The following is a 23,219-nucleotide window of genomic DNA, read 5'->3' as shown; positions in this document are numbered from 1 at the left end:
CCGGGCGATGACGACCTTGAACCGCTCCAGCAGTTTTGATACCGGCCCGCTGTCCTGGGTCATTGGCGAAATCCGCGACGCCCTCACGCGCGCCGCCACGTCCCTGCGCGACGCCGCGGGCCGTTCGCCCGAGGCGCAGCCAACGCTGCTGCTGCATGCAAAATCGCACCTGCACCAGGCGCACGGCGCCTTGCAGATGGTCGATGTCGAAGGCGTCGGCGTGTTCACCGCCGCCGCCGAAGCGGTGCTCGATCGTTTCAAGGATGGCCAGTTGGCCTGCAACGCCGAGAGCGTGCAGGTGGTGCTGGACGCCTTCGGTGCGCTGGGCGAATACCTCGACGAACTCCTGGGCGGCGCCCCGCAACAGCCGGCGCGCCTGTTCCCCTACTACCGCGACATGGTCGAACGCCATGGTGAGCGCAAGGTCCATCCGGCCGACCTGCTGCCGCTCGATCTGTCGGTGCTGCCCGAGCTGCCTGCTGCTACCCCTGTCAACGCCGACGTCGACATCGCCGCCTGCCGCGCGCACTTCGAAAAAGCCCTGCTGCCGTACCTGAAGGCCGACGATGACGACGCCGCGCGCCGCGCGCAGGCGCACGACATGGCTGCGGCAATCGCGCCGATCGCCGGCGCTCAGGAAAGCGCACGCGCGCGCCTGTTCTGGCAGGCGATGCATGCGTTTGCCAGCGTGGTGGCCGACGGCCAGATCGCCACCGACCTGTATGTCAAACAGCTCTTTGGCCAGATCAACCTGCAATTGCGGCGCCTGGCCAAGGGCCAGCAGGATGCGCCCGAGACGATGCTGCGCGATGCGCTGTTTTTCGTGGCCGCCGCCTGCGCGCCGGGCCCCGAGGCGGGTGCGCTGCGTCAGGCCCTCGGCCTGGACGGCGCGGTGCCGCACGACTACGCCGAACGCCGCTACGGCAAGCTCGATCCGCAGGCGCTCAAGGATGCGCGCGAAGCGCTGGCCCGCACCAAATCGGACTGGGACCTGATCGCCGGTGACGGCAAGCCCGACGCCGCCATCGAGAACGATTTCAACGATGCGCTGGCGCGCCTGGCTGGCGCCAGCGACAAGCTGGGCGCACCTGCGCTCGCGCAGCTGCTGCGTGAACTGGGCCGCGCGGCCGGTGACTCGGTACAGTCGGGGCGCGACGATCAGTTCGGGCTGGAGATGGCAGCCGCCATGCTGTTCGTCGAGAACAGCCTGGACCAGCTGCGCCAGTTGCCCGACGATTTTTCACAGAACGCCGAAGCCGTCGGCGCGCGCCTGCTGGCGCTGGCCGCCGGCGAAACGCCGCCCGATGCGCCGCAGTGGCAGGGCGAACTGGCACGCCAGATCCAGCAGGGCCAGACCGTGGCGGTGCTGGCGGGCGAGGTCAAGGCCGGCCTGCGCCAGATCGAAAAACTGCTCGACGATTATTACGACGACCCGTCCAAACGCCAGGTGCTGGAACAGGCCGGGCCGGTGCTGCATGGCTTGCAGGGGGCGTTTGCCATCCTCGACCAGGAGCAGGCCGTGCTCACGGTGCACCACGTCGAGGACGCGGTGCGCACGCTGGCCGACAGCGAGCGCGATGTCACCGCGCAGCACGCGTCGCTGCACAATATCGCGCAGAACATCGGTGCGCTCGGCTTCTTTGCCGACCTGCTGGCGCAGGACAGCGCATTGGCGCGCGGGCGCTTCACGTTCGACACCGACAAACAGCTGCTGCGCGAGCTGCCGTTCGAGTTCACTGAGGCTGCTGCTGCCGTCGAGACGCCGGTGGCATCTGTCGCCAGCACCGACGCGCAGGACGACGTCGATGCCGAACTGCTCGGGATCTTCATCGCCGAGGCGCAGGAAGTGCTCGGCGTCGTGGTCGAGACGCTGCCGCGCGCGGCCGATGAGCCGGACAACCAGGAAACCCTGACCGGCCTGCGTCGTGCCTTCCACACGCTCAAGGGCAGCAGCCGCATGGTGGGCCTGGAAGCCTTCGGTGCGACTGCCGCCAGCATCGAGCGGGTCATGAACATCTGGCTTGCCGATGGCCGCGCGGCCACCGCCGACTTGCTGGCGCTGCTCGCGCACGCCTACGCCGAACTGGATGCGTGGGTGGCCGAACTGGCCGTCGGCCAGGCGCCGCAGCGCGATGGCGCCGCACTGATCGAGGCAGCGGCGCGGGTGCAGGAAGGTGGTGCGTTTGCACCCTCGGCCGATGGACAGCTCGATGCCGGGCTTGATGCGCAGCTGGACGACATCCCCGTGCTCGACGAAGAGATCACGCAGCCGGGCCTGGACGCCGTGCGACGCGTGGGCGACCTGGCCATCGGTCAGGCGCTGCACGACGTCTACCTGCTCGAAACCGAATCGCTGTGCGCCACGCTGGAAGACGCATTTGCCACGCTGCGCGCGGACCCGGCGCAGCGTGTATCGGCCGATGCGATCACGGCCGCGCACACGCTGGCCGGCACCTCGGCCACGGTCGGCTACACCGACCTGTGCGAACTGGCGCACGCGCTGGAAAAGACGCTCGAGAAGCTCGCCCTGCCGGGCGCCAACGTCGACGAGGCCGCGCTGGATCTGTTCGATACGACACTGGCGCGCATGCGCGCGATGCTGCAGGTGTTCACGCTGGGCGAACTGGCCCCGGCGCAGCCGGACCTGATCGAACAACTGGCCGCGCTGCGCGCGCGCCTGGGTACATCGCCGTTCGACAAGCTCGAACCGGCGCTGGCAAGTCAGCTCGACACGCTGTTCGCCGAAGCGTACAAGCAGTTGCTGGCCGAACCGCCGCCATTCATGGCGCCGGTGTCTGCGCCGCGCGAGGCCGCGCCAGCAGCAGCATCGGACGATATCGACGACATCTTCGGCGCGTTCGGCGACGACCCGTTCGCCGCGCCCGCGCTGGAACAGGCCGCGCCGCAGCCGGAGGCCGGCTTCGTGGCGGTGACGCCCGATGAAGCGGTGCTGGCCGGGCCGGTGTCGGAAGCTGAAGCTGAATCGGAACCAGATCTGGCGTTTGAGAACCTGCACGAGCCCGAACTGGTTGGCGCCAGCGGGTACGTCGACGAGATCGATGCCGATCTGCTGCCGGTCTTCCTCGAAGAAGCGACTGACCTGCTGCCGCGCATCGGCCACGACCTGCGCCAGTGGCAGCAGGAGCCGTCCAATGCCGCCGTCGCGCAGCGCATGCAGCGTGACCTGCACACGGTCAAGGGCAGTGCGCGCATGGCCGGCGCGATGCGCCTTGGCCAGCACGCGCACGAACTGGAAACGCAGATCGAGAACATGGTTCATGCCGGCACCTCGACGCTGCCGCCGACCGCCTTCGACGAGCTGCTGGCCAACTACGACAGCGCGATGCTGCTGTTCGAGGGCTTGCAGCAGCCGGCGCGCGCCGACTCTGCAACGACAGCGGCGCCAGCCTCGGTGGATGCCCCCGCAGCCGCGCCGGTCGAGCCGGCCCGTGCGCCGCTGGTGCGTGTGCGCGCCGACATCCTCGACCGCGTGGTGAACCAGGCGGGCGAAGTGTCGATCACACGCTCGCGTCTTGAAAACCAGATTGGCGTACTCAAGTCGTCGCTCGGCGACTTCTCGGACAACGTGGGCCGCCTGCGGCGCCAGTTGCGCGAGATCGAGATGCAGGCCGAATCGCAGATCGCCTCGCGCCTGTCGATCGCCGGCGAGCGCGAATTCGATCCGCTCGAATTCGACCGCTTCACGCGTCTGCAGGAACTCACGCGCATGCTGGCCGAAAGCGTCGACGACGTCGCCTCGTTCCAGGAAAGCCTGGCGCGCACGGTCGATTCGGCCAACGAAGAACTGTCGGCCCAGGCGCGCATGACGCGCGACCTGCAGCGCGACCTGATGCGGGTGCGGATGGTGCCGTTTGCCAGCCTGTCCGAGCGCCTGTTCCGCGTCGCGCGGCAGACCGCGAAAGAGACCGACAAGCGTGTCAACCTGGATATCCGGGGCGGCGCTGTCGAAATCGACCGCGGCGTGCTGGAACAGATGGCGGCGCCCTTCGAACACCTGCTGCGCAACGCGATCGTGCACGGCATCGAGCCGCGCGCCGCGCGCCAGGATGCCGGCAAGGCCGAGACGGGCGAGCTGCTGGTGCAGGTCAGCCAGCATGGCAACGAAGTCCTGATCAACTTCAGCGATGACGGCGCGGGGCTGGACCTGGACCGCATCCGCGCCAAGGCGCTGGCCGGCGGCCTGCTCGCCGAGGGCGAGGATGCCCCGGACGACCAGGTGACCGACCTGATTTTCGCACCGGGCTTTTCGACGGCGGACACGCTGACCGAGCTGGCCGGGCGTGGCGTGGGCATGGACGTGGTGCGCTCCGAAGCCCAGGCGCTGGGCGGACGCGTCGCGGTGGCGTCCGAAGCAGGGCAGGGCGCGCGCTTTACCATCACGCTGCCGCTGACGCTGGCCGTGGCACAGGTGGTGCTGGTGGTGGCCGGTGGCCGCACACACGCGGTGCCATCGACGCTGGTCGAAGCGGTGCAGCAGGTGCGTGAAGCCGATCTGGCCGCCGCGATCGACGCCGGAAGTATCCACCTGGCCGGCCACGAACTGGCGCTGCATGGCTTGCCGGATCTGCTGGGCATGGATGACGACGAGCGCATCACGACGCAGCGTTCGACGCCGGTGCTGGTCTTGAATGGCGGCAGCCGCCGCATCGCGCTGCGCGTGGACGACGTGCTGGGCAACCGCGAGGTGGTGGTCAAAAACATCGGCCGCCAGCTGGCGCGCATGCCGGGCATCGACGGCGCCACGGTGCTGGGTTCGGGCGAGATCGTCCTGATCCTCGATCCGCTGGCACTGGCGCAGCAGCCACAGGGTGAAGCACGCGTGAAGCAGGCTGTCGTGCCCCAGGTGCGGCGCTCCACGGTGATGGTGGTCGACGATTCGCTGACGGTGCGGCGCGTGACGCAGCGCCTGCTCGAACGCGAAGGCTATCGCGTGGTGCTGGCCAAGGACGGCATCGAAGCGCTGGAGCTGATCGGGCAGGGCGCACCGGACCTGATGCTGGTCGACATCGAGATGCCGCGCATGGACGGCTTTGACCTGACCCGCAATGTACGGGGCAATGACGCAACGAAGGCGATCCCGATCATCATGATCACGTCACGCACGGCCGACAAGCACCGCAACGTGGCGCTCGGGCTGGGCGTGAATGCCTACTTCGGCAAGCCGTACCAGGAGACGGTGCTGCTGGCGGCGATCGAGGGCTTGCTGGGGCGTGAGGCAGCATAACGGCGGCGTTCAGTCGTCGTGCGCGTCGTCCTTCTCGTCCTCTGCCTTCGCCACCACCTTCTTCACCACTGCAAAGCGTTCCAGTGTGCGCTGTCGCGCCGCGTCGTGCTCCACGACCGGCGCCGGATAATCGCGTCCCAGCACCACCCCGCGCTCTGCCAGCACATCCGGCTTTACCAGCCACGGCGCGTGAATCTGCTTGGCGTCGAGCTGTGCCAGTTGCGGCAGGTAGCGTCGGATGAACTCCCCGCGCGCGTCGAAGCGCGTCGATTGCGTGATCGGGTTGAAGATCCGGAACCACGGCTGCGCATCGCACCCGGTCGACGCCGCCCACTGCCAGCCGCCGTTGTTCGAGGCCAATTCATAATCATTGAGCTGGCGCGCGAAATACCGCTCGCCGCGGCGCCAGTCGATGCCCAGATCCTTGGTCAAAAAGCTCGCGGTGACCATGCGCAGCCGGTTGTGCATGAAACCCGTTTGATTGAGCTGCAGCATCGCCGCATCGACCAGCGGATACCCGGTGCGGCCTTCGCACCAGGCCGCAAACAGCGCGTCGGCCTCGTCCCCCGTTTCCCACCCGATCACATCGTAGGCCGGCTTGAACGAACGTTCGACCACGTGCGGGTTCTGCGACAGCACCATCGCATAGAAGTCGCGCCAGATCAGTTCCGACAGCCACACCGATGCACCCGTCCCGCCTGCGCCCGACTGCACCATCTCGCGCGCGCTGCGCACCAGGTGGCGGATTGACGTCGTGCCAAAGCGCAGGTGCGCTGACAGCCGCGACGTGCCTTCTTCGGCCGGGAAGTCGCGCGCGCGGCCGTAGTCGGCCATTTCGCTGACAAAGGTTTCAAACAGTGTTTCCGCCCCATCCATCCCGGCAGGCAGCGGCGGCTCGCCCGACGTGAAGCCGATGTCTTCCAGGGCCGGCAGGGCGGCCGGAGCGCCGGCGGCCGGCGCTCCGGTGGGCCGCGCGAACGTGTGCGCATGGGCATCGACCGGATAGGTGGCCAGGGTCTCCGGATGCGCGGCCAGGCGTTTGAGCCAGGCGTTCTTGTACGGCGTGAAGACCGAGAACACGCCGCCGGCGAGCGTGAGCACTTCCTGCTTCTCGAAGATGACCTGGTCCTTGTACGTGTGGAAGGCGCAGTCGCGCGCGGCGAGTTTCTCGGCCACGGCGAGGTCGCGCGCAATCGCCGACGGTTCATAGTCGCTGCCGGCATGCACGGCACCGATCCCGAGTTCTTCTGCCAGAGCCGCGACTTCATCGCGCGCGCTGCCGTGGCGTACGATCAGGTAGCCTCCAAGGCGACGCAGTTCAGCATCGAGCTGGGCCAGGCTGGCATGGATGAAACGCAGACGCCGGTCATCCTTTGGCAACTCATCGAGAATATCGGTGTCGTAGACGAACAAGCAATACACCTGCTGCGATGAACGCAGGGCGTGGTGCAGGGCGGCATGGTCGAACGCACGCAGATCGCGGCGGAACCAGACTAAAGACTTGCTTGAATTCATCATCGTGTGCGAGGTCAAGGTGGGCCCAGATTTTACTGCCCATGATCGAAACGTGTGGCGCCCGAGGAATGCTTCCAATGGCCCGCAGGGCAAATGGGTGTAAACTGTCGGAAAGCGTAGGTTGCTCTGCAGATACCTGGCAGCCATTCAACAGAAGTAACAACGCGAGAGTGCGCCTTTTGAGAGCAATCGTATGAAAAAAACCAAAGTTGGCAAAACTCTTCCCATGCCGGGCATGCCCCGTGAGCAGGATGGGTCCCCCACCATGGCGGGCCCTGCAGCATCCGGCCTGAACCTGGCGAACCACTTCCTGATCGCCATGCCGTCGATCCAGGATCCCGTCTTCGGCGGCACCGTTGTCTACGTCTGCGAGCACAACGACAAGGGCGTGCTGGGCGTGGTCATCAACAAGCCGACCGACATGACGATGGAAACCCTGTTCGACCGTGTCGATCTCAAGCTCGCCGAGGGCCTGCGCGCCACCGTCGTCGACGAGCCGATCATGTTCGGCGGCCCCGTCCAGGACGACCGCGGCTTCGTGCTGCATTCACCGGGCGGGCGCTATTCGTCGTCGCTCATCGTCACCGACGACGTCTCGTTTACCACCTCGATCGACGTGCTCGAGGCCGTCGCCAATGGCGGTGGGCCGGCGCGCATGCTCGTCTCCATCGGCTATGCCGGCTGGAGCCCGGGCCAGCTCGAAGAAGAAATCTCGCGCAATGGCTGGCTCACAGTCGGGGCCGACGCGCGCGTGCTGTTCGACCTGCCGATCGAAGAACGCTACCACGCCGCCATCAAGCTCTTGGGCATCGATCCGTTGATGCTCGCCACCGAGGCCGGCCATGCGTAAGGCGTTCCAGTGCACGAACGGCGGGCATGGTTGATATCGTTCTGGGCTTCGATTTCGGCATCAAGCGGATTGGCATTGCCATGGGCAACACCCTGACTGGGCAAGCCCAGCCGCTGAAAGTCGTCAGCGCGATCGATAATGCCACCCGCTTCCAGATCATTGGCGACCTGATCGCGCAGTGGCAGCCCGCGCGTCTGATCGTCGGCGAGCCGCGTCATCCCGATGGCGCCGAGCACGACATGACCCTGCGCAGCCGCCGCTTCGCCAACCAGCTGCATGGCCGCTTCAATCTTCCCGTCGAGCTGGTCGATGAACGCTATTCGTCGGCCGTGATTGCATCAAAGCGCGGCGAGGTCATCGACGACAAGGCGGCCGCCATCATTTTGCAACAGTATTTTGACGCATCACGCTAACCCTATGCCTACCAACAAACACGCATTCGATGCCGAGGCGCTCTACCGCGAGCTGCTGGCCCAGGTCCGCGCTGGCCTGGACGGCGTCGCCGATCCGGCCATCGTCGGCATCCATTCCGGCGGCGCCTGGCTGGCCGAGCGCCTCGCGCGCGACCTCGACCTGACGCACCGCGTGGGCGCCATCGACGTCTCGTTCTACCGCGACGACTATGCGCGCAAGGGCCTGCACCCGGACGTGAAACCGACCCACATCCGCTTCGCGGTCGACGGCGCCACCGTGGTGCTGGTCGACGACGTGCTGCAGACCGGCCGCACCACGCGCGCGGCCATCAACGTGCTGTTCGACTACGGCCGTCCGGCCTGCATCCGCCTGGCCACACTGGCCGACCGGGGCGGGCGCGAGCTGCCGGTGGCCGCCGATTTTGTCGGCGTCCACGCCACGCTCGAGGCCAACGAGTCGCTGTGCCTGCAGCGCGATGAGACAGGCCAACTTTCGCTCACCATCGAACAAGACAATGCCGATCCTGCACAATAATCCGCAACTGAACAAAAACGGCGAGCTGCAGCACCTGCTCACCATCGAGGGCCTCAAGAAGTCGCACATCGACCACATCCTCGACACCGCATCGAGCTTCGTGGGGATCTCCGACCGCGAAGTCAAGAAGGTCCCGCTCATGCGCGGCAAGAGCGTGTTCAACCTGTTCTTCGAAAATTCGACGCGCACCCGCACCACGTTCGAGATCGCGTCCAAGCGCCTGTCGGCCGACGTCATCAACCTGAACATCCAGGCCTCGTCGACCACCAAGGGCGAGTCGCTGCTCGACACGATCGACAACCTGGCCGCGATGCACGCCGACATGTTCGTGGTGCGCCACGCGCAGTCGGGCGCGCCGTACATGATCGCGCAGCACCTGAACCGCACGCGCTCGGATGTCCACGTCGTCAATGCCGGTGACGGGCGCCACGCGCACCCGACCCAGGGCCTGCTCGACATGTACACGATCCGTCACTACAAGAAAGACTTCACGAACCTGCGCGTGGCGATCGTCGGCGACATCCTGCACAGCCGCGTGGCGCGTTCGGACATCCACGCGCTGACCACGCTGGGTGTGCCCGAAGTGCGCGCCATCGGCCCGCACACGCTGCTGCCGGGCGGCCTGGACCAGATGGGCGTGCGCACCTTCACCAACATCGACGAAGGCCTGAAGGACGTCGACGTGATCATCATGCTGCGCCTGCAGAACGAGCGCATGAGCGGCGCGCTGCTGCCGTCGGCGCAGGAATACTTCAAGAGCTACGGCCTGACGCCCGAGCGCCTGGCGCTGGCCAAACCCGATGCGATCGTGATGCACCCGGGGCCGATGAACCGCGGCGTCGAGATCGATTCGGCCGTGGCCGACGGCAGCCAGGCAGTGATCCTGCCGCAGGTGACGTTCGGGATCGCGGTACGGATGGCAGTAATGAGCATTTTGGCAGGAACCCACGCATGAAACTCCATATCAAGAACGGGCGCGTGATCGACCCGGCGAACGGCGTCGACGCCGTGCAAGACCTGTTCATCGTCGATGGCAAGATCGCGGCCATCGGCACCGCACCGGCGGGCTTTGCGGCCGACCGGAGCATCGACGCGAGCGGCCTGGTGGTCGCCCCGGGCCTGGTCGACCTGTCGGCGCGCCTGCGCGAGCCGGGCTACGAATACAAGGCCACGCTCGAATCCGAGCTGCAGGCTGCGATGCAGGGCGGCGTGACCTCGCTGGTCTGCCCGCCCGACACCGATCCGGTGCTCGACGAACCAGGCCTGGTCGAAATGCTCAAGCACCGCGCGCGCATCGTCGACCAGGCCAATGTGCACCCGCTGGGCGCACTGACCGTGGGCCTGAAAGGCCAGGCACTGACCGAGATGGCCGAACTGACCGAAGCCGGCTGCATCGGCTTCGCCCAGGCCGAAGAGCCGATCCTCGACACCACCGTGCTGCTGCGCGCGATGCAGTACGCCAAGACGTTCGAATACACCGTCTGGCTGCGCCCGCAGGACGCGCACATCGGCCGCGGCGGCGTGGCCCATGCCGGTCCGCTGGCCTCGCGCCTCGGCCTGTCCGGCGTGCCGGTGATGTCCGAAACCATCGCGCTGCACACGATCTTCGAGCTGATGCGCGCCACCGGCGCGCGCGTGCACCTGTGCCGGATTTCGTCCGCTGCCGGTCTGGACCTGATTCGCGCGGCCAAGAAAGAAGGCCTGAACCTGACGGCTGACGTCGGCGTGCACCACCTGCACATGACCGATGCCGACATCGGCTTCTTCGATTCCAACGCACGCCTGACGCCGCCGCTGCGCTCGCAGCGCGACCGCGACGCGATCCGCGCTGCGCTCGTCGATGGCACGGTCGACGCGATCTGCTCCGACCACACGCCAGTGGACGACGACGAAAAGCTGCTGCCGTTCGGCGAAGCGTCGCCCGGCGCCACGGGCCTGGAACTGCTGCTGGCGCTCACGCTCAAGTGGGCGCAAGACCAGCCGCACGGCGCACAGGATGCACAGGGCGCGCTGGCGCTGGCGATCGGCAAGATCACCTGCGAAGCGGCGCGCATTGCCGGCCTGCCGGCCGGTACGCTGGGCGTGGGCGCGGCGGCCGATGTCGTGCTGTTCGACCCGGCCGCGCGCTGGCTGGTCGACGGCAAGGCGCTGGCCAGCCAGGGCAAGCACACGCCGTTCCTCGGCTACGAGCTGGCCGGGCAGGTGCGCGCGACGGTCGTGCGCGGCCGCGTGGCTTACCAGCGTTGATCCAATCACAGCGTGCTCTTCACCCGAAGGGCGCGCCTTCACGGCGTCCATCACCTTGAATATCCGGCTTGCCTGGCGCCTCGCGCGCGTCACCGTCCATCTGTGCGAAGGATTGGCGACGTGCGCGCTGGTGTTCCCCTTTGCCTCGCCCCGTGTGCGCGCCCGCCTGACGCGCGGCTGGTCCGCGCGCCTGCTGCGCCTGTGCAGCGTGAATGTCGCACCGGCGCTGGGCGTGCCCGCACTCGCGCACGCGCTGGTGGTGGCCAACCACGTGTCGTGGCTCGACATCTTCGTCATCAATGCTTTGAGCCCCTGCCGGTTCGTGGCCAAGGCTGAAATTCGCGAATGGCCCGTGATGGGGCGTCTGGCCGCCGGCGCCGGCACCGTGTTCATCGCACGCGGCAACCGGCGCGAGTTGCGCCATGTGTTCAAGGGCCTGGTCGAGGTGCTGCAGAAGGGGGAGCGCGTCGCGCTGTTCCCGGAAGGCACGACCGGCCTGCAAGGCCAGGTGCTGCCGTTTCATGCCAATCTGTTCGAGGCGGCGGTCGATGCCGGCGTGCCGGTGCAGCCGTATGCGCTGGCCTATGTCGGCGCCAATGGCGCGCACCATCCGTCGATCGAGTACGTCGGGGATACGACCTTTGTCGACAGCCTGTTCCGCATTTTGCAGGGGCCACCGGTCACGGCGCGCCTGACCTGCCTGGCGCCTCTCGAGAGCCAGGGTGCGCACCGGCGCGAACTGGCGCAGGCGTCGCAAGAGGCCGTGGCCACTGCCGTAGCCACCGCAGTCTCACACTAATTCAGCGCTGCTTGCCGCCGTGCTCCCGGTACTCGGGGCAATCCACCTGCAGCAGCGTGCGGTCATCCAGGCACACGGCCGTCAATTTGCCGCCCCAGACGCAGCCGCTGTCCAGCCCGACCAGGTTGGGCCGCTGCACCACGCCCAGCGCCGACCAGTGGCCGAACACCACCGTCACATCCTGCGTGCGGCGCGCCGGCAGGTCGAACCATGGCTGCAGGTCGCTGCCGGTCGGGCCGGTGTCGGATTCCTTGTGCTTGAAGTCCATCGCGCCGTCGGGAGCGCACAGGCGCATGCGCGTGAGCGCATTGACGATGCAGCGCAGGCGTTCAATGCCCGTCAGACTGTCGTCCCAGCGGTCAGGCTGGTTGCCGTACATCTGGCTCAGAAAGTCGAGCCAGCCGTCACCCTGGAGCATGCGTTCGACTTCACCGGCCAGCGCCATCGTCTGCGCCGCATCCCATTGAGGCGCCACACCGGCATGCACCAGCAGGTGATTGTCGACGAACATCGCCAGCGGCCGCGCGCGCAACCAGGCGATGAGTTCATCGCGGTCGGGGGCCGCCAGGATCTCGTCGAGCGTGTCGGAGCGGCTCAGGCGCTGAACGCCGCCGGCCACCGCGATCAGGTGCAGGTCGTGGTTGCCAAGCAGGGCATCGACCCGCCCGCCGCTCGATGTATTGAGTGCCTTCATGCGCCGCAATGCCATCAGCGATTCGGGACCGCGGTTGATCAGGTCACCCACGAACAGGATGCGCGCGTCGTCACCCGCCACGAGGGCAATGCGGTCAAGCAGCAGCTGCGCTTCGTGCGCGCAGCCTTGGAGGTCGCCAATGGCGTAAGTCGTCATATTCTTGTTCTGGCAGGACCTCGCGGTCCTTCTGCCTGGCGTTGTGAAAGTGGGTGGCGCATGATGCGTTGGCGGATACTAAATGATTTTACGCGCGACCAGTGTTTTGCGTGGCCGTGCAAGCGGGTAACACGATAAATACGCGCGCCGGCGTGTACGCCCAGTCCGGTACAATGAGGCCGGCTTTCGGTTGACGAATAGCCTGTGATGGCTGCTCCAATTCGCTCCCTGCGCGGAGCGCTGCACAAGAATCGCTCCGAAAGAAAACAATAATGTTCTCGTTTTTTGTCAGTTTCCTTTCCTGCGCATTGCTCACGCTCCTGGTCATCAAGACCGCGCGAAAACATGGGCTGGGACTCGATGGTGATTTTGCCGGCGTGCAGAAAAACCATACGCATGCGGTCGCGCGCGTCGGCGGCATTCCCATCTTTTTGGCAGTGGTGGTGGCGTCCGGTTTATCGATCTTGCGCCAGCCGCAAATGGCAGCGTGGCTGGCAACCCTGATTGCCTGCGCTGCGATTGCCCTGTCCGGCGGCATTGCCGAAGACTATACGGGGAAGGTTTCGCCGGGCCGTCGCCTGTTTCTGACGATGCTCGCAGCGGGCTTTGGTTATTGGCTGCTCGATGCGCGTATCGGTCGACTCGACTTGCCATGGACAATCGTGCCGCTGGACTCGATCTGGATCGCGCTGCCATTGACGTTGCTCGCCGTGGCCGGCGTGGCCAACGCCATCAATATCATCGATGGTTTCAATGGCCTGGCCGGCGTCATCAGTATTTTCATGCTGCTGTCGCTGTCCTACGTCGCCCTGCAGGTGGGCGATATGTTCGTGCTGGTGGGTGCATTGATTGTCGCTGGTGCCACAGCGGGCTTCCTGATCTGGAATTATCCGGTCGGGCTGATTTTCCTTGGCGATGGGGGCGCGTATTTCCTTGGCTTCCTGCTGGGCGAGCTGGCCCTGCTGCTGGTGATGCGCAATCCTGCGGTGTCGACCTGGTATGCCGCGCTATTGCTGATTTACCCTGCATTTGAAACCATATTCTCTGCATACCGCCGCATGTTTGTCCGGGGTAAATCGCCAACGCTGCCCGATGGTATTCACTTGCACAGTTTGATTTTCAGGCGCATTGTGCAATGGACCGTGGGGCCGCGCGAAGCACGCGCACTCATGAAACGCAATGCGCGCACATCGCCTTATTTATGGCTGATTTCATTGCTGGCGGTGATACCGGCGACCGTGTTCTGGGAAAGCACCGGCGCATTGATGGTATTTTGCTTGTTGTTCATAATCAGTTACCTGTGGTTGTATGGACGCATCGTGCGATTCAAGTCGCCGCGCTGGCTTTTTTTAAACAAGAAAGACTGACCTTGTATTATTGATGTAGTATATTGCGACATTTGGTGAGTATTCACCGATCGTCAGCAATTGCTGAATCTGCATTCAATTTTTAACGAACGAGGAACGATGATGGATCTGTCGAATATGTCGGTAGGCGATTTGCGCAACCTGCAAGAACAAATCAAGCAGGAAATGAAAACGCGTGAAACCCAGGAAGTGCAGAAAGCACGTGAACAAATCCTGGCAATCGCGCAAAGCGTCGGCATGCCGCTGAAAGAACTGATGGCTGTTACCGGCCGCGGTTCGAAAGGCGCGACCGTCGCCGTGCGTTACCGTCACCCGCAAGATTCCAGCCAACAATGGACCGGCCGTGGCCGCCAGCCAAAGTGGGTCAAGGAATGGGTCGACGGCGGCAAGTCGATCGACGACCTGCGCGTCTAAGCAGTCTGTATCGCTCCGCCACGCGGAGCGAGCGCCGCGCGCTTCCCCAGCGCCGGCGCTGGTGGCGTGCTGCCATCGAATCTGGCGCCCATCCGCGGCCCCGGCTATTTCCCGATATTCCCCTGTTTTTTCGTGCGGTTTACGGCCAAGCTTGCGCACGCGCGCCATTCCCCCGTCCGCCACGCTTGCCGTTACAATAGTGGTTACTTATCAATCCTCCAATATTCCAGGAAACAAAATGGTCGCTCTCTCCAAAACGATTTTCAAGGCCTACGATATTCGCGGCATCATCGACAAGACTCTCGACGCCGGCATCGCGCGTCATATCGGTCGTGCATTCGGCGCTGCCGCGCTGGCCAAGGGAGAGAGCAAGGTCGTGATCGGCCGCGATGGCCGCCTGTCCGGCCCTGAACTGGCCGGCGCATTGAGCGAAGGCTTGCGTGACGCCGGCGTCGACGTGATCGACCTGGGCATGGTCGCCACGCCGATGGTCTATTTCGGCACCAACGTGCTCGACACCCGCTCGGGCATCATGGTCACCGGCAGCCACAACCCGCCCGACTACAACGGCTTCAAGATGGTCCTGGCCGGCGAAGCCATTTACGGCGACGCCATCACCGGTCTGCACGACAGCATCGCCGCGTACGACGGCGCGATCGCGGCGCAGCGCGGCGGCTACAGCACGCACGACATCCGCGCTGCCTACCTCGAGCGCATCATCGGCGACGTCAAGCTGGCGCGCCCGATCAAGATCGCGGTCGACTGCGGCAACGGCGTGGCCGGCGCGTTCGCGGGCGACCTGTATCGCGGCATGGGCGCTGAAGTGGTCGAGCTGTTCTGCGACGTCGATGGCACGTTCCCGAACCACCATCCTGACCCGGCGCACCCGGAAAACCTGCAAGACCTGATCCGCGCGCTGCAAGAGACCGACGCCGAAATCGGCCTGGCTTTTGACGGCGACGGCGACCGTCTCGGCATCGTCACCAAGGATGGCCAGATCATCTTCCCGGACCGCCAGATGATGCTGTTCGCAGCCGACGTGCTCTCGCGCGTGCCTGGTGGCGAGATCCTGTATGACGTCAAGTGCACGCGCCACCTGGCGCCGTACATCGAGCAGCACGGCGGCAAGCCGCTGATGTGGAAGACCGGCCACTCGCTGGTCAAGGCCAAGCTGAAGGAAACCGGCGCACCGCTGGGCGGCGAGATGAGCGGCCATATCTTCTTCAAGGAGCGCTGGTACGGCTTCGATGACGGCATGTATGCCGGCGCGCGCATGCTCGAGATCCTGACCAAGCAGCAGGATCCATCGGCGCTGCTCAACAGCCTGCCAATGGCCAGCAGCACCCCGGAACTGCACCTGCAGCTGCAAGAGGGCGAGAACTTCACGCTGATCGACCACCTGCGCGCCAACGCCACGTTCCCGACGTCCGAGAAAATCAACGACATCGACGGCCTGCGCGTCGAGTACGCCGATGGTTTCGGCCTGGCCCGTTCGTCGAACACGACGCCGGTTGTCGTGCTGCGCTTCGAAGGCGAATCGCCGGAAGCACTGGCGCGCATCCAGGCCGAGTTCAAGACCGTGATCCTGGCCGCCAAGCCAGATGCCGACCTGCCGTTCTGAGGATACGCGCTTGAAGATCCTGCTCGTGCGCGTGTCGTCGCTGGGCGACGTGCTGCATAACCTGCCGATGGTGGCCGACCTGCTGCGCGAGCATCCGGGCGCCACCATCGACTGGGTGGTGGAAGAAGGGTACGTGAGTCTCGTGCGCCTGAATCCTCATGTGCGCAAGATCATCCCGTGGTCGCTGCGCCGCTGGCGCAAGAGCCTGGGCAAGAAAGAGACGCGGGCCGAAATCCGCGCATTCTTCCGCACGCTGCGCGAAGACGAATATGACTATGTGTTCGACACCCAGGGCCTGCTCAAGACCGGCATCATCATGGGCGCGTCGCGCGTGCGCAAGGGCGGTAAAAAAGTCGGTCTGGCCAACGGCAGCGAAGGCTCGGGCTACGAGGGCATCTCGCGCATCTTCCATACCGACAGCATCTCGTTAAATCCGCGCACGCATGCGGTGGCGCGCGGACGCATGGTTGCGGGCGCTGCGCTCGATTACAGCGTCGACTCGGCCCCGGAGTTCGGGTTGCCGGCGCCAGGCGCAGGCACCCGGCCGGCGTTTTTGCCGCACGACGACTACGCCGTGTTTTTCCATGGCACGGCGCGCGCGGCCAAGAAGTGGGCGGACGCCAACTGGATCGCACTGGGCGCAGCGCTTGCGCCGATGCCGGTGCTGCTGCCATGGGGCTCGCAGTCTGAACACGAAGATGCCCAGGCGCTGGCGGCAGCGATCCCCAATGCGCATGTGCTGCCAAAACTGTCGATGATGGACGCGGTGTTGCTGGCCCAGCACGCGCGCCTTGCGGTGGGCGTCGACACGGGCCTGACCCATATCGCCGCCGCCTTCGTGCGGCCGACGATCGAAATCTACTGCGATTCGCCGAAGTGGAAGACCGAGGGCAACTGGTCCGATCGCATCGTCAACCTGGGTGACCTGGGTGCACCGCCGTCAAGCGATGACGTCATCGCGGCTGCACGGCGCCTGCTGGCGCCGGCATGACATGAACCGCACGCTGTACTCAAGCCTCTGGTGGCTGGCCATGCCGGTGGTGCTGGGCCGGCTGTGGTGGCGCGGGCGCAAGGAACCGGGCTACCGCGCGCATTGGGACGAGCGCCTGTCCCTTGGCGGCCCCGCGGCAGGCGAGCGGCCCACGATCATGGTGCATGCGGTGTCGGTGGGCGAGACGCGCGCCAGCGAGCCGCTGGTCGATGCGCTGCTGCTGGCGTATCCCGATTGCCGCATCCTGCTGACCCACATGACGCCGACCGGCCGCGCCACCGGGCGCGACCTGTTTGCGCGCCACGGCGAGCGCGTCGTACAGGCCTACCTGCCGTACGACACAGGATGGATGACGACGCGCTTCCTGCGCCGTTATCGTCCGCGCGCCTGCATCCTGATGGAAACCGAAGTCTGGCCGAACCTGATCCAAGCCTGCACGCGCCAGGGCGTGCCGATCGTGCTGGCCAATGCGCGCCTGTCCGAACGCTCGCTCAAGCGGGGCCGCAAGGCCGGCGCCGTGATGCTGGAGGCGGCGCGCTCGTTCACGCTGGTGGCGGCGCAGACCGATGCCGATGCGGCGCGCATTGCGTCGCTGGGCGCGCCGAACGTCGTCGTCACGGGCAGCGTCAAGTTCGACATCGTGCCGCCATCGAGCGCGCTGGAGAAGGGCGCCTGGCTGCGCACACGCATCGACGGCGCGGCGCGCCGCCCGGTGTTCCTGTGCGCGAGTACGCGCGAAGGCGAAGAGGCACTGATCCTGGAAGCATGGCGGCAGAACCGCGACAAGCCGCAGCACGCGTTGCTGTTGCTGGTACCACGTCATCCGCAACGCTTCGACGATGTGGCGAAGCTGGTCGAGGCACGCGGCCTGACGCTCGCGCGCCGCTCGCAGCTGGATGGTGACAACGCCGCCGCGATTGATACTGATGTTCTGCTAGGCGACTCGATGGGCGAGATGTTCGCCTATTACGCTGCTTGCGACTGCGCCTATATCGGCGGCAGCCTGTTGCCGCTGGGTGGCCAGAATCTGATTGAAGCCTGTGCACTGGGCAAACCGGTGCTGGTGGGCGAACACACGTTCAACTTTCTGGACGCGACGATCGACGCGGTTGACGATGGCGCGGCGTTGCGCGTCCCGGACGCCGATGCGCTCGTGGCCCAAGCCGCGCGGTTGCTGCACGATGATGCGGCGCGCGCAGCGATGGGCGCCAGGGCGCTGGCCTTCGCCGGCCGCCACCGCGGCGCGACCCTGCGCACTGTTGAACTCGTGCAACGGCTTATTGGGTAGGTTTTGTTACCATTCCCATCTGCACGCTACAAAACTATAGGGGATGCGCCATGTTGTCATTGAATCGCGCGACACCGGGCAGTGATGGAGAGCCAGTGTCTCTTCGGGTCCAGGAAGGGGTAGTCGACACGCTGGGAACGATCCTGGGCTCAGGCCTGGCCGACCACGTGCCGGCAAAACAGCAAACGGCAAGCGTGCTGCCGCTCGATGCACTGCATTTTTTCGTGCGCTATACGCTGGCCGAATACGTCAGCTTCATGTGGCAGCACGGGGGCTTTTTGATCCGCCGCCGGCGCGTGCGCTGGCCTGCCGGCTTCCTGCTGCGCCTGCGCAGCACGCTGAGCGCAGGACTGAACTTCGTGCTGCTCGGGCGCGGGCGCCGCACCTACGAATTCACCATCGACGCCCACGGCATCGTGCGCACCAGTGGCGGCGTGACGCTGATCGAATGGGCCGATGTGGCGTCCGTGCGCACCTACTCGCGTGGCTTCATGATGGTGCTCAAACGGGGCACGCTGCCGATCCCGTTTCGCTGCCTGTCGCAGCAGCAGACCGCGACCATGCGCGATCTGGCGGCCGCGCGCCATGCATTGAGTCTGCACTAACCTCCACGAACCCGGCAGGCCAGCAGCCTGCCTGCTCGCCTGCCTACTCGTCAAACAATACCGGCATCTGGTGCGACTGCTTGCGCAGCGCCAGGCGCGCGCCATCGTAATCCGGATACACCTCGGCCACCGTCGCCCAGAACGCCGGGCTGTGGTTCATCTCGCGCAGGTGCGCCAGTTCGTGCGCGACCACGTAATCGATCAACGCCAGCGGATAGTGGATCAGGCGCCAGTTCAGGCGAATGCTCCCGCCCACCGTGCACGACCCCCAGCGTGAACCGGCCGACGACAGCGTGCAGGTTGTATAGCGCACGTTCAGGCGCGGCGCGTAGTGGTCCAGGCGTTCGGTGAACACGCGCCTGGCCTCGGCCTGGAACCACAGCTTGACCCGTTCCTTGAGCTGCCACTCGGCCAGTCCGGGGACCACACCGATCGCCAGTTCGCGCGTCGCTTCATCAAACCGGCAATGGCTGCGCGTGGCCGGTTCGAGGCGCAGCGTGATCTCGCCACCCATGAACGGCAGCAGGGCGCCATCGACCCACACGACCGGCGCGCGTTGCTGGCGCAGTTCGCGCCGCTCGCCGCGTTCGAGCAGCTTGGTGATGATCCAGCGGCTTTTGGCGCGCAGCGCGTTCTCGATGTCGTCCTGCGTCACGCGGCGTGGCGCGGTCACGCGCAGGCCGTCGTCGTCGATCATGAAGCCGATCGAGCGGCGCGATGAGCGGCGCAGCGCGTAGTCGACGTAGTGCTGGCCGAGTGCAATGCGTTTGAGGGGAGGGTCTTGCGGGCCGACGGGCGGCGAAGGAAGCCTGGTGCGGGGCGGCGCCGGCGGCGCCTTGAACAATGGCTGGGACGGCGGCGCCGGCCTGTCGGAAGGCTTGAGCGCCGCAAAGAATTCTTGTGCAAACAGCTCGAGCTGGTCGCCGTCGATCTTCGACGACGCCGCCGTTTGCTGCGGACGCGAATTCCTGATCTGGGTGCTAACGTCGCTCAACCACCTTTGTAGGCGTGGGGCGAAATGACGCGCATTTCCGATTCTATCCAATTTTCTACCTCTTGCATCAAGCTGTCAGGGGTATGGCCTTGCGGCGATATCGGTTTGCCGACCGATACCGTGATCGTTCCGGGCCGTTTGATGAACGAATTCTTGGGCCAGCACTCGCCCGAATTATGCGCGATCGGCACCACCACTGCCTGGGTCTCGACCGCCAGGCGCGCGCCGCCGCTCTTGTACTTGCCCTTGCGGCCCACCGGGATGCGGGTACCTTCGGGGAACATGATAATCCACTGGCCATCGGCCAGGCGGCGTTTCCCGTGGCGCACCACATGCGAAAACGCGTTCTTGCCCTGCTTGCGGTCGATCGGGATCATGCGCAGCAAACCCATGGCCCAGCCGAAGAACGGGATGTACAGGATTTCCTTCTTGAAGACGTAGACCAGGGGACGCGTCAGGTTCGGCAGCAAAAAGATGGTTTCCCACGCCGACTGGTGCTTCGAGAGCACGATCGCCGGTGCGTCGGGCAGGTTGTCGTAGCCCTTGAATTCGTAGCGGATGCCGCAGATGACGCGCGCGCACCAGATGATGAAGACGTTCCAGCGCGAGGTAAACCAGAAGCGCTGGTTGTAGGGCAGGGGGGCTGCCAGGAAGCACAGTGAAGCCCAGATGATCGTCGCCACCATCATGACGATCGTGAACAGCAGGGAACGCAGAAACAGACTGAAATTACGCAAAGGGGCTCCGGACAAAACGATCTGGTTATTCTTATCGTGGTGTTGTATTGATTATGACGCTTGGGCAGCGCCAGCACCAGTGGCGCCGGCGGGTTTGAGCAGGGCGCTGACCATCGCGGCCAGGTCGGGGTAGACCTTCGTGCCGGGCGGCAGGCCGCCGGTCATCTGCGTGCGCTCGCCCTTGCCGGTCAGGACCAGATAGGGCGTGCAGCCACGGTTGAAGCCCGCCTGCAGGTCGCGCAGCGAGTCGCCCACCGTCGGCACGCCTTTCAGGTTGATCTTGAAACGCTTGCCGATTTCTTCGAACATGCCCGACTTGGGCTTGCGGCAGTCGCAGGCATCGAGCGCCGCGTGCGGGCAAAAGAAGATGGCGTCGATGTCGGCGCCCACCAGCTGCGCCGCCGCGTGCATCTTGGCGTGGATGGCGTTGAGCGTGGCGATGTCGAACAGGCCGCGCGCAATGCCCGACTGGTTCGTCGCCAGCACCACCCGATAGCCCGCCTGATTCAGGCGGGCGATGGCCTCGAGCGAGCCGGGGATCGGGATCCACTCGGCCGGCGACTTGATGAAGTCGGGCGAGTCGTGGTTGATCACGCCGTCCCGGTCGAGAATGATGAGTTTCATCGGGGGTGCCTGCATGCCGTGCTTACGTTGCCAGCTTCGAGATGTCGGCCACGCGGTTCATCATGCCGTGCAACGACGCCAGCAACGCCAGGCGGTTGTTGCGCAGCGCAATGTCGTCGGCCATCACCATCACGTCGTTGAAGAACGCGTCGACCGGCTCGCGCAGCTCTGCCAGCGTCTTGAGCGTGCCGGCAAAGTCGCCTGCGGCAAACGCCGCATCGACGGCCGGCTGTACGCGCGTGACGGCAGCGGCCAGGTCTTTCTCGGCCTGGTCCTGCAGCAGGGCCGGATCGACCGCGCCGGCTTGCGCCAGTGCTTCCTCGTTCTTCTTGAGGATGTTAGTGATGCGCTTGTTGGCGGCGGCAAGCGAGGCGGCTTCGGGCAGCGCAGCAAAGGCCTGCACGGCTTCCAGGCGCTGGACGACGTCGTCGACGCGGTCCGGGTTCTGGGCCAGCACGGCTTCGACTTCGTTCGGCGAGAAGCCACGGTCGCGCAGCAGGCCGCGCAGGCGGTCGAGCATGAAGGCCGTGACCTCGGCACTCGGGTCCTTGAACGCCGGCTGGTCGGCAAACGTCGTGACCGCATCGCGCAACATGTCGGACAGTTCGAGCGGCAAGCGCTTTTCGACCAGCATGCGCATGATGCCCAGCGCGTGGCGGCGCAGTGCAAACGGATCTTTTTCGCCCGTTGGCTGCAGGCCGATGGCCCAGATGCCCACCAGCGTTTCGAGCTTGTCGGCCAGCGCGACGGCCAGGCCGGTATCGGTGGTTGGCAGGGTGTCGCCGGCAAAGCGCGGCTGGTAATGCTCGGACGCCGCGCGCGCCACTTCATCGTGCTCGCCATCGTGGCGCGCGTAGTACGTGCCCATGATGCCTTGCAGTTCCGGGAACTCGCCGACCATGTCGGTGAGCAGGTCGGCCTTCGACAGGCGCGCGCCGCGTTCGGCGAGCGACGCGTCGAAGCCCAGTCGCGTGGCGATGTACATGGCCAGCTTGGTCACGCGCTCGCTGCGTTCGGCCTGGGAGCCCAGTTTGTTGTGGTACACGACGTTGCTGAGTGCCGGCAGGCGCGACTCGAGCGTTTTCTTTTTATCCTGCTCGAAGAAGAACTTGGCGTCCGACAGGCGCGGGCGCACGACGCGCTCGTTACCGCCAACAATCGCACTTGGGTCGTCAGTCGCGATGTTCGACACGATCAGAAAGCGCGAACGCAGCTTGCCGTCGGCGTCGGTCAGCGCAAAGTATTTCTGGTTCGTCTGCATCGTCAGGATCAGGCATTCCTGCGGCACGGCCAGAAATTCTTCTTCGAAGCGGCATTCGTAGACAACCGGCCATTCGACCAGGGCCGCGACTTCATCGAGCAGCGACTCGGGCATCAGGACCTGGTCGGCGCCGGCCTGCTCCAGCAGCTGGGCGCGAATGCTGTCCTTGCGCGCCTGCGGCGACGTAATGACCTTGCCCTCGGTTTCCAGCGTGTTCGCGTACTGATCGGCATGCGCAATCGTGATGGCGCCGCCATGCGACAGGAAGCGGTGGCCGGCGGTCTCGCGCCCGGCCGTCAGGCCGAGCAGCGTCAGTGGCAGCACCTGCTCGCCGTGCAGCGCGAGCAGGCGGTGCACCGGGCGCACGAACTGCACGGTGTCGCCGTTCGGGCGCTGGTAGCTCATGAGCTTCGGGATCGGCAGCTTGTTCACTGCGTCCTGCAGCACGTCCTGCAGCGCGCCAGTCAGGGCGCTGCCAGCGGCGGTGTAGGTGTAGAAGAAGCTTTCGGTCTTGCCATCCGGAGCGCGTTCGAGCTGGTCGATCGTCAGGTCGGGAAAGCCCAGTGCGGCCAGCTTCTTGGCCAATGGCGCACTTGGGTTGCCTTCCTTGTCCAGCGCCACCGTCACCGGAAGTACTTTTTCGCGGATCGCTTTGTCAGGTGACGTATCGCGCACATTGGTGATCGAGACGGCCAGGCGGCGCGGCGTGGCGTACGTGGTGACGACGCTGTCGGCTTCGAGGAAGTCGCGCGCTTTGAGGCCATTCGCGATGCCGGCGGCAAAGGCGGCGCCCAGCTTGACGAGCGCCTTCGGCGGCAGTTCTTCGGTCTGCAGTTCGACGAGGAGTGTTTGGTTCATGGTCT

The 23,219-nt window shown here is 65.5% G+C and carries 19 protein-coding genes; 13 read left to right on the top strand and 6 right to left on the bottom strand.

Going from position 1 to position 23,219, the window contains the following annotated elements; genetic code table 11:
- Positions 1-7 precede the first annotated feature (7 nt).
- Positions 8-5,245, top strand: coding sequence for a hybrid sensor histidine kinase/response regulator (locus AC56LY_RS16585; protein ID WP_499581288.1), 5,238 nt, complete (start codon positions 8-10; stop codon positions 5,243-5,245).
- Between the two features lie 9 nt (positions 5,246-5,254).
- Here AC56LY_RS16585 and AC56LY_RS16580 read toward each other — a convergent pair whose 3' ends face one another.
- A complete protein-coding gene (locus AC56LY_RS16580) occupies positions 5,255-6,760 on the bottom strand; it encodes a cryptochrome/photolyase family protein (RefSeq protein ID WP_499582066.1) in 1,506 nt (501 codons plus the stop codon).
- A gap of 265 nt (positions 6,761-7,025) precedes the next feature.
- Here AC56LY_RS16580 and AC56LY_RS16575 point away from each other — a divergent pair, with 265 nt between their 5' ends.
- Genes AC56LY_RS16575 through AC56LY_RS16550 form a run of 6 tightly spaced genes read left to right on the top strand, consistent with a single transcriptional unit; the run spans position 7,026 to position 11,604 of the window.
- Positions 7,026-7,610: a YqgE/AlgH family protein gene (locus AC56LY_RS16575; RefSeq protein WP_407070068.1), complete on the top strand. Its 585-nt coding sequence runs from the start codon at positions 7,026-7,028 to the stop codon at positions 7,608-7,610.
- A 26-nt stretch (positions 7,611-7,636) separates the two neighbouring features.
- The gene (ruvX, locus tag AC56LY_RS16570; protein ID WP_499581286.1) at positions 7,637-8,023 is read left to right on the top strand and encodes a Holliday junction resolvase RuvX; all 387 of its coding nucleotides are present in this window, start codon (positions 7,637-7,639) and stop codon (positions 8,021-8,023) included.
- A 4-nt stretch (positions 8,024-8,027) separates the two neighbouring features.
- Positions 8,028-8,558 carry a bifunctional pyr operon transcriptional regulator/uracil phosphoribosyltransferase PyrR gene (pyrR, locus tag AC56LY_RS16565; protein WP_499581284.1) on the top strand — a complete coding sequence of 177 codons (531 nt, stop codon included), beginning with the start codon at positions 8,028-8,030 and terminating at the stop codon, positions 8,556-8,558.
- Positions 8,539-9,513, top strand: coding sequence for an aspartate carbamoyltransferase catalytic subunit (locus AC56LY_RS16560; protein ID WP_482900133.1), 975 nt, complete (start codon positions 8,539-8,541; stop codon positions 9,511-9,513). Before pyrR ends, AC56LY_RS16560 begins: the two co-directional genes overlap by 20 nt.
- A complete protein-coding gene (locus tag AC56LY_RS16555) occupies positions 9,510-10,805 on the top strand; it encodes a dihydroorotase (protein WP_499581282.1) in 1,296 nt (431 codons plus the stop codon). The genes AC56LY_RS16560 and AC56LY_RS16555 overlap by 4 nt, the downstream gene beginning before the upstream one ends.
- A gap of 55 nt (positions 10,806-10,860) precedes the next feature.
- Entirely contained in the window at positions 10,861-11,604 is a 744-nt protein-coding gene (locus AC56LY_RS16550) for a lysophospholipid acyltransferase family protein (protein WP_499581280.1), read from the top strand.
- A gap of 1 nt (position 11,605) precedes the next feature.
- Here AC56LY_RS16550 and AC56LY_RS16545 read toward each other — a convergent pair whose 3' ends face one another.
- Positions 11,606-12,454, bottom strand: a complete 849-nt coding sequence (locus AC56LY_RS16545) for a symmetrical bis(5'-nucleosyl)-tetraphosphatase (RefSeq protein ID WP_499581278.1) — start codon at positions 12,452-12,454, stop codon at positions 11,606-11,608.
- A gap of 272 nt (positions 12,455-12,726) precedes the next feature.
- On the opposite strand from AC56LY_RS16545, the gene AC56LY_RS16540 reads away from it, so the two are divergent.
- The 6 genes from AC56LY_RS16540 to AC56LY_RS16515 all read left to right on the top strand — a co-directional run bounded on the left by AC56LY_RS16540 (position 12,727) and on the right by AC56LY_RS16515 (position 18,740).
- Positions 12,727-13,821: an MraY family glycosyltransferase gene (locus AC56LY_RS16540; RefSeq protein ID WP_499581276.1), complete on the top strand. Its 1,095-nt coding sequence runs from the start codon at positions 12,727-12,729 to the stop codon at positions 13,819-13,821.
- Positions 13,822-13,923: 102 nt separating this feature from the next.
- Entirely contained in the window at positions 13,924-14,235 is a 312-nt protein-coding gene (locus AC56LY_RS16535) for an H-NS histone family protein (protein WP_482900252.1), read from the top strand.
- Between the two features lie 238 nt (positions 14,236-14,473).
- The gene (locus AC56LY_RS16530; protein ID WP_482900128.1) at positions 14,474-15,856 is read left to right on the top strand and encodes a phosphomannomutase/phosphoglucomutase; all 1,383 of its coding nucleotides are present in this window, start codon (positions 14,474-14,476) and stop codon (positions 15,854-15,856) included.
- A 10-nt stretch (positions 15,857-15,866) separates the two neighbouring features.
- Complete coding sequence (gene waaC / locus AC56LY_RS16525) at positions 15,867-16,847, top strand: lipopolysaccharide heptosyltransferase I (RefSeq protein WP_499581274.1); 981 nt, start codon at positions 15,867-15,869, stop codon at positions 16,845-16,847.
- Positions 16,804-18,135: a lipid IV(A) 3-deoxy-D-manno-octulosonic acid transferase gene (waaA, locus tag AC56LY_RS16520; protein WP_499581272.1), complete on the top strand. Its 1,332-nt coding sequence runs from the start codon at positions 16,804-16,806 to the stop codon at positions 18,133-18,135. Before waaC ends, waaA begins: the two co-directional genes overlap by 44 nt.
- A 95-nt stretch (positions 18,136-18,230) precedes the next feature.
- Positions 18,231-18,740 carry a YcxB family protein gene (locus tag AC56LY_RS16515; protein ID WP_499581271.1) on the top strand — a complete coding sequence of 170 codons (510 nt, stop codon included), beginning with the start codon at positions 18,231-18,233 and terminating at the stop codon, positions 18,738-18,740.
- 43 nt (positions 18,741-18,783) lie between these two features.
- Here AC56LY_RS16515 and AC56LY_RS16510 read toward each other — a convergent pair whose 3' ends face one another.
- From AC56LY_RS16510 to glyS, 4 genes are read right to left on the bottom strand one after another with little or no spacing between them, the layout of a single operon-like run.
- On the bottom strand, positions 18,784-19,734 hold the full coding sequence (locus AC56LY_RS16510; protein ID WP_499581269.1) for a M48 family metallopeptidase: 951 nt from the start codon (positions 19,732-19,734) through the stop codon (positions 18,784-18,786).
- Positions 19,731-20,471 (bottom strand): lysophospholipid acyltransferase family protein, encoded by a 741-nt coding sequence (locus tag AC56LY_RS16505; RefSeq protein WP_332532292.1) that lies wholly within the window; start codon positions 20,469-20,471, stop codon positions 19,731-19,733. The genes AC56LY_RS16510 and AC56LY_RS16505 overlap by 4 nt, the downstream gene beginning before the upstream one ends.
- A 51-nt stretch (positions 20,472-20,522) precedes the next feature.
- Positions 20,523-21,095 (bottom strand): D-glycero-beta-D-manno-heptose 1,7-bisphosphate 7-phosphatase, encoded by a 573-nt coding sequence (gene gmhB / locus AC56LY_RS16500; protein WP_183556334.1) that lies wholly within the window; start codon positions 21,093-21,095, stop codon positions 20,523-20,525.
- A gap of 22 nt (positions 21,096-21,117) precedes the next feature.
- Positions 21,118-23,214, bottom strand: a complete 2,097-nt coding sequence (glyS, locus tag AC56LY_RS16495; RefSeq protein ID WP_258835628.1) for a glycine--tRNA ligase subunit beta — start codon at positions 23,212-23,214, stop codon at positions 21,118-21,120.
- Positions 23,215-23,219 lie beyond the last annotated feature (5 nt).

This window comes from Telluria sp. ZT3P25, assembly GCF_059685895.1.
The sequence above is the reverse complement of the archived record's forward strand: the minus strand, read 5'-3'. Positions and strand labels throughout refer to the sequence as shown.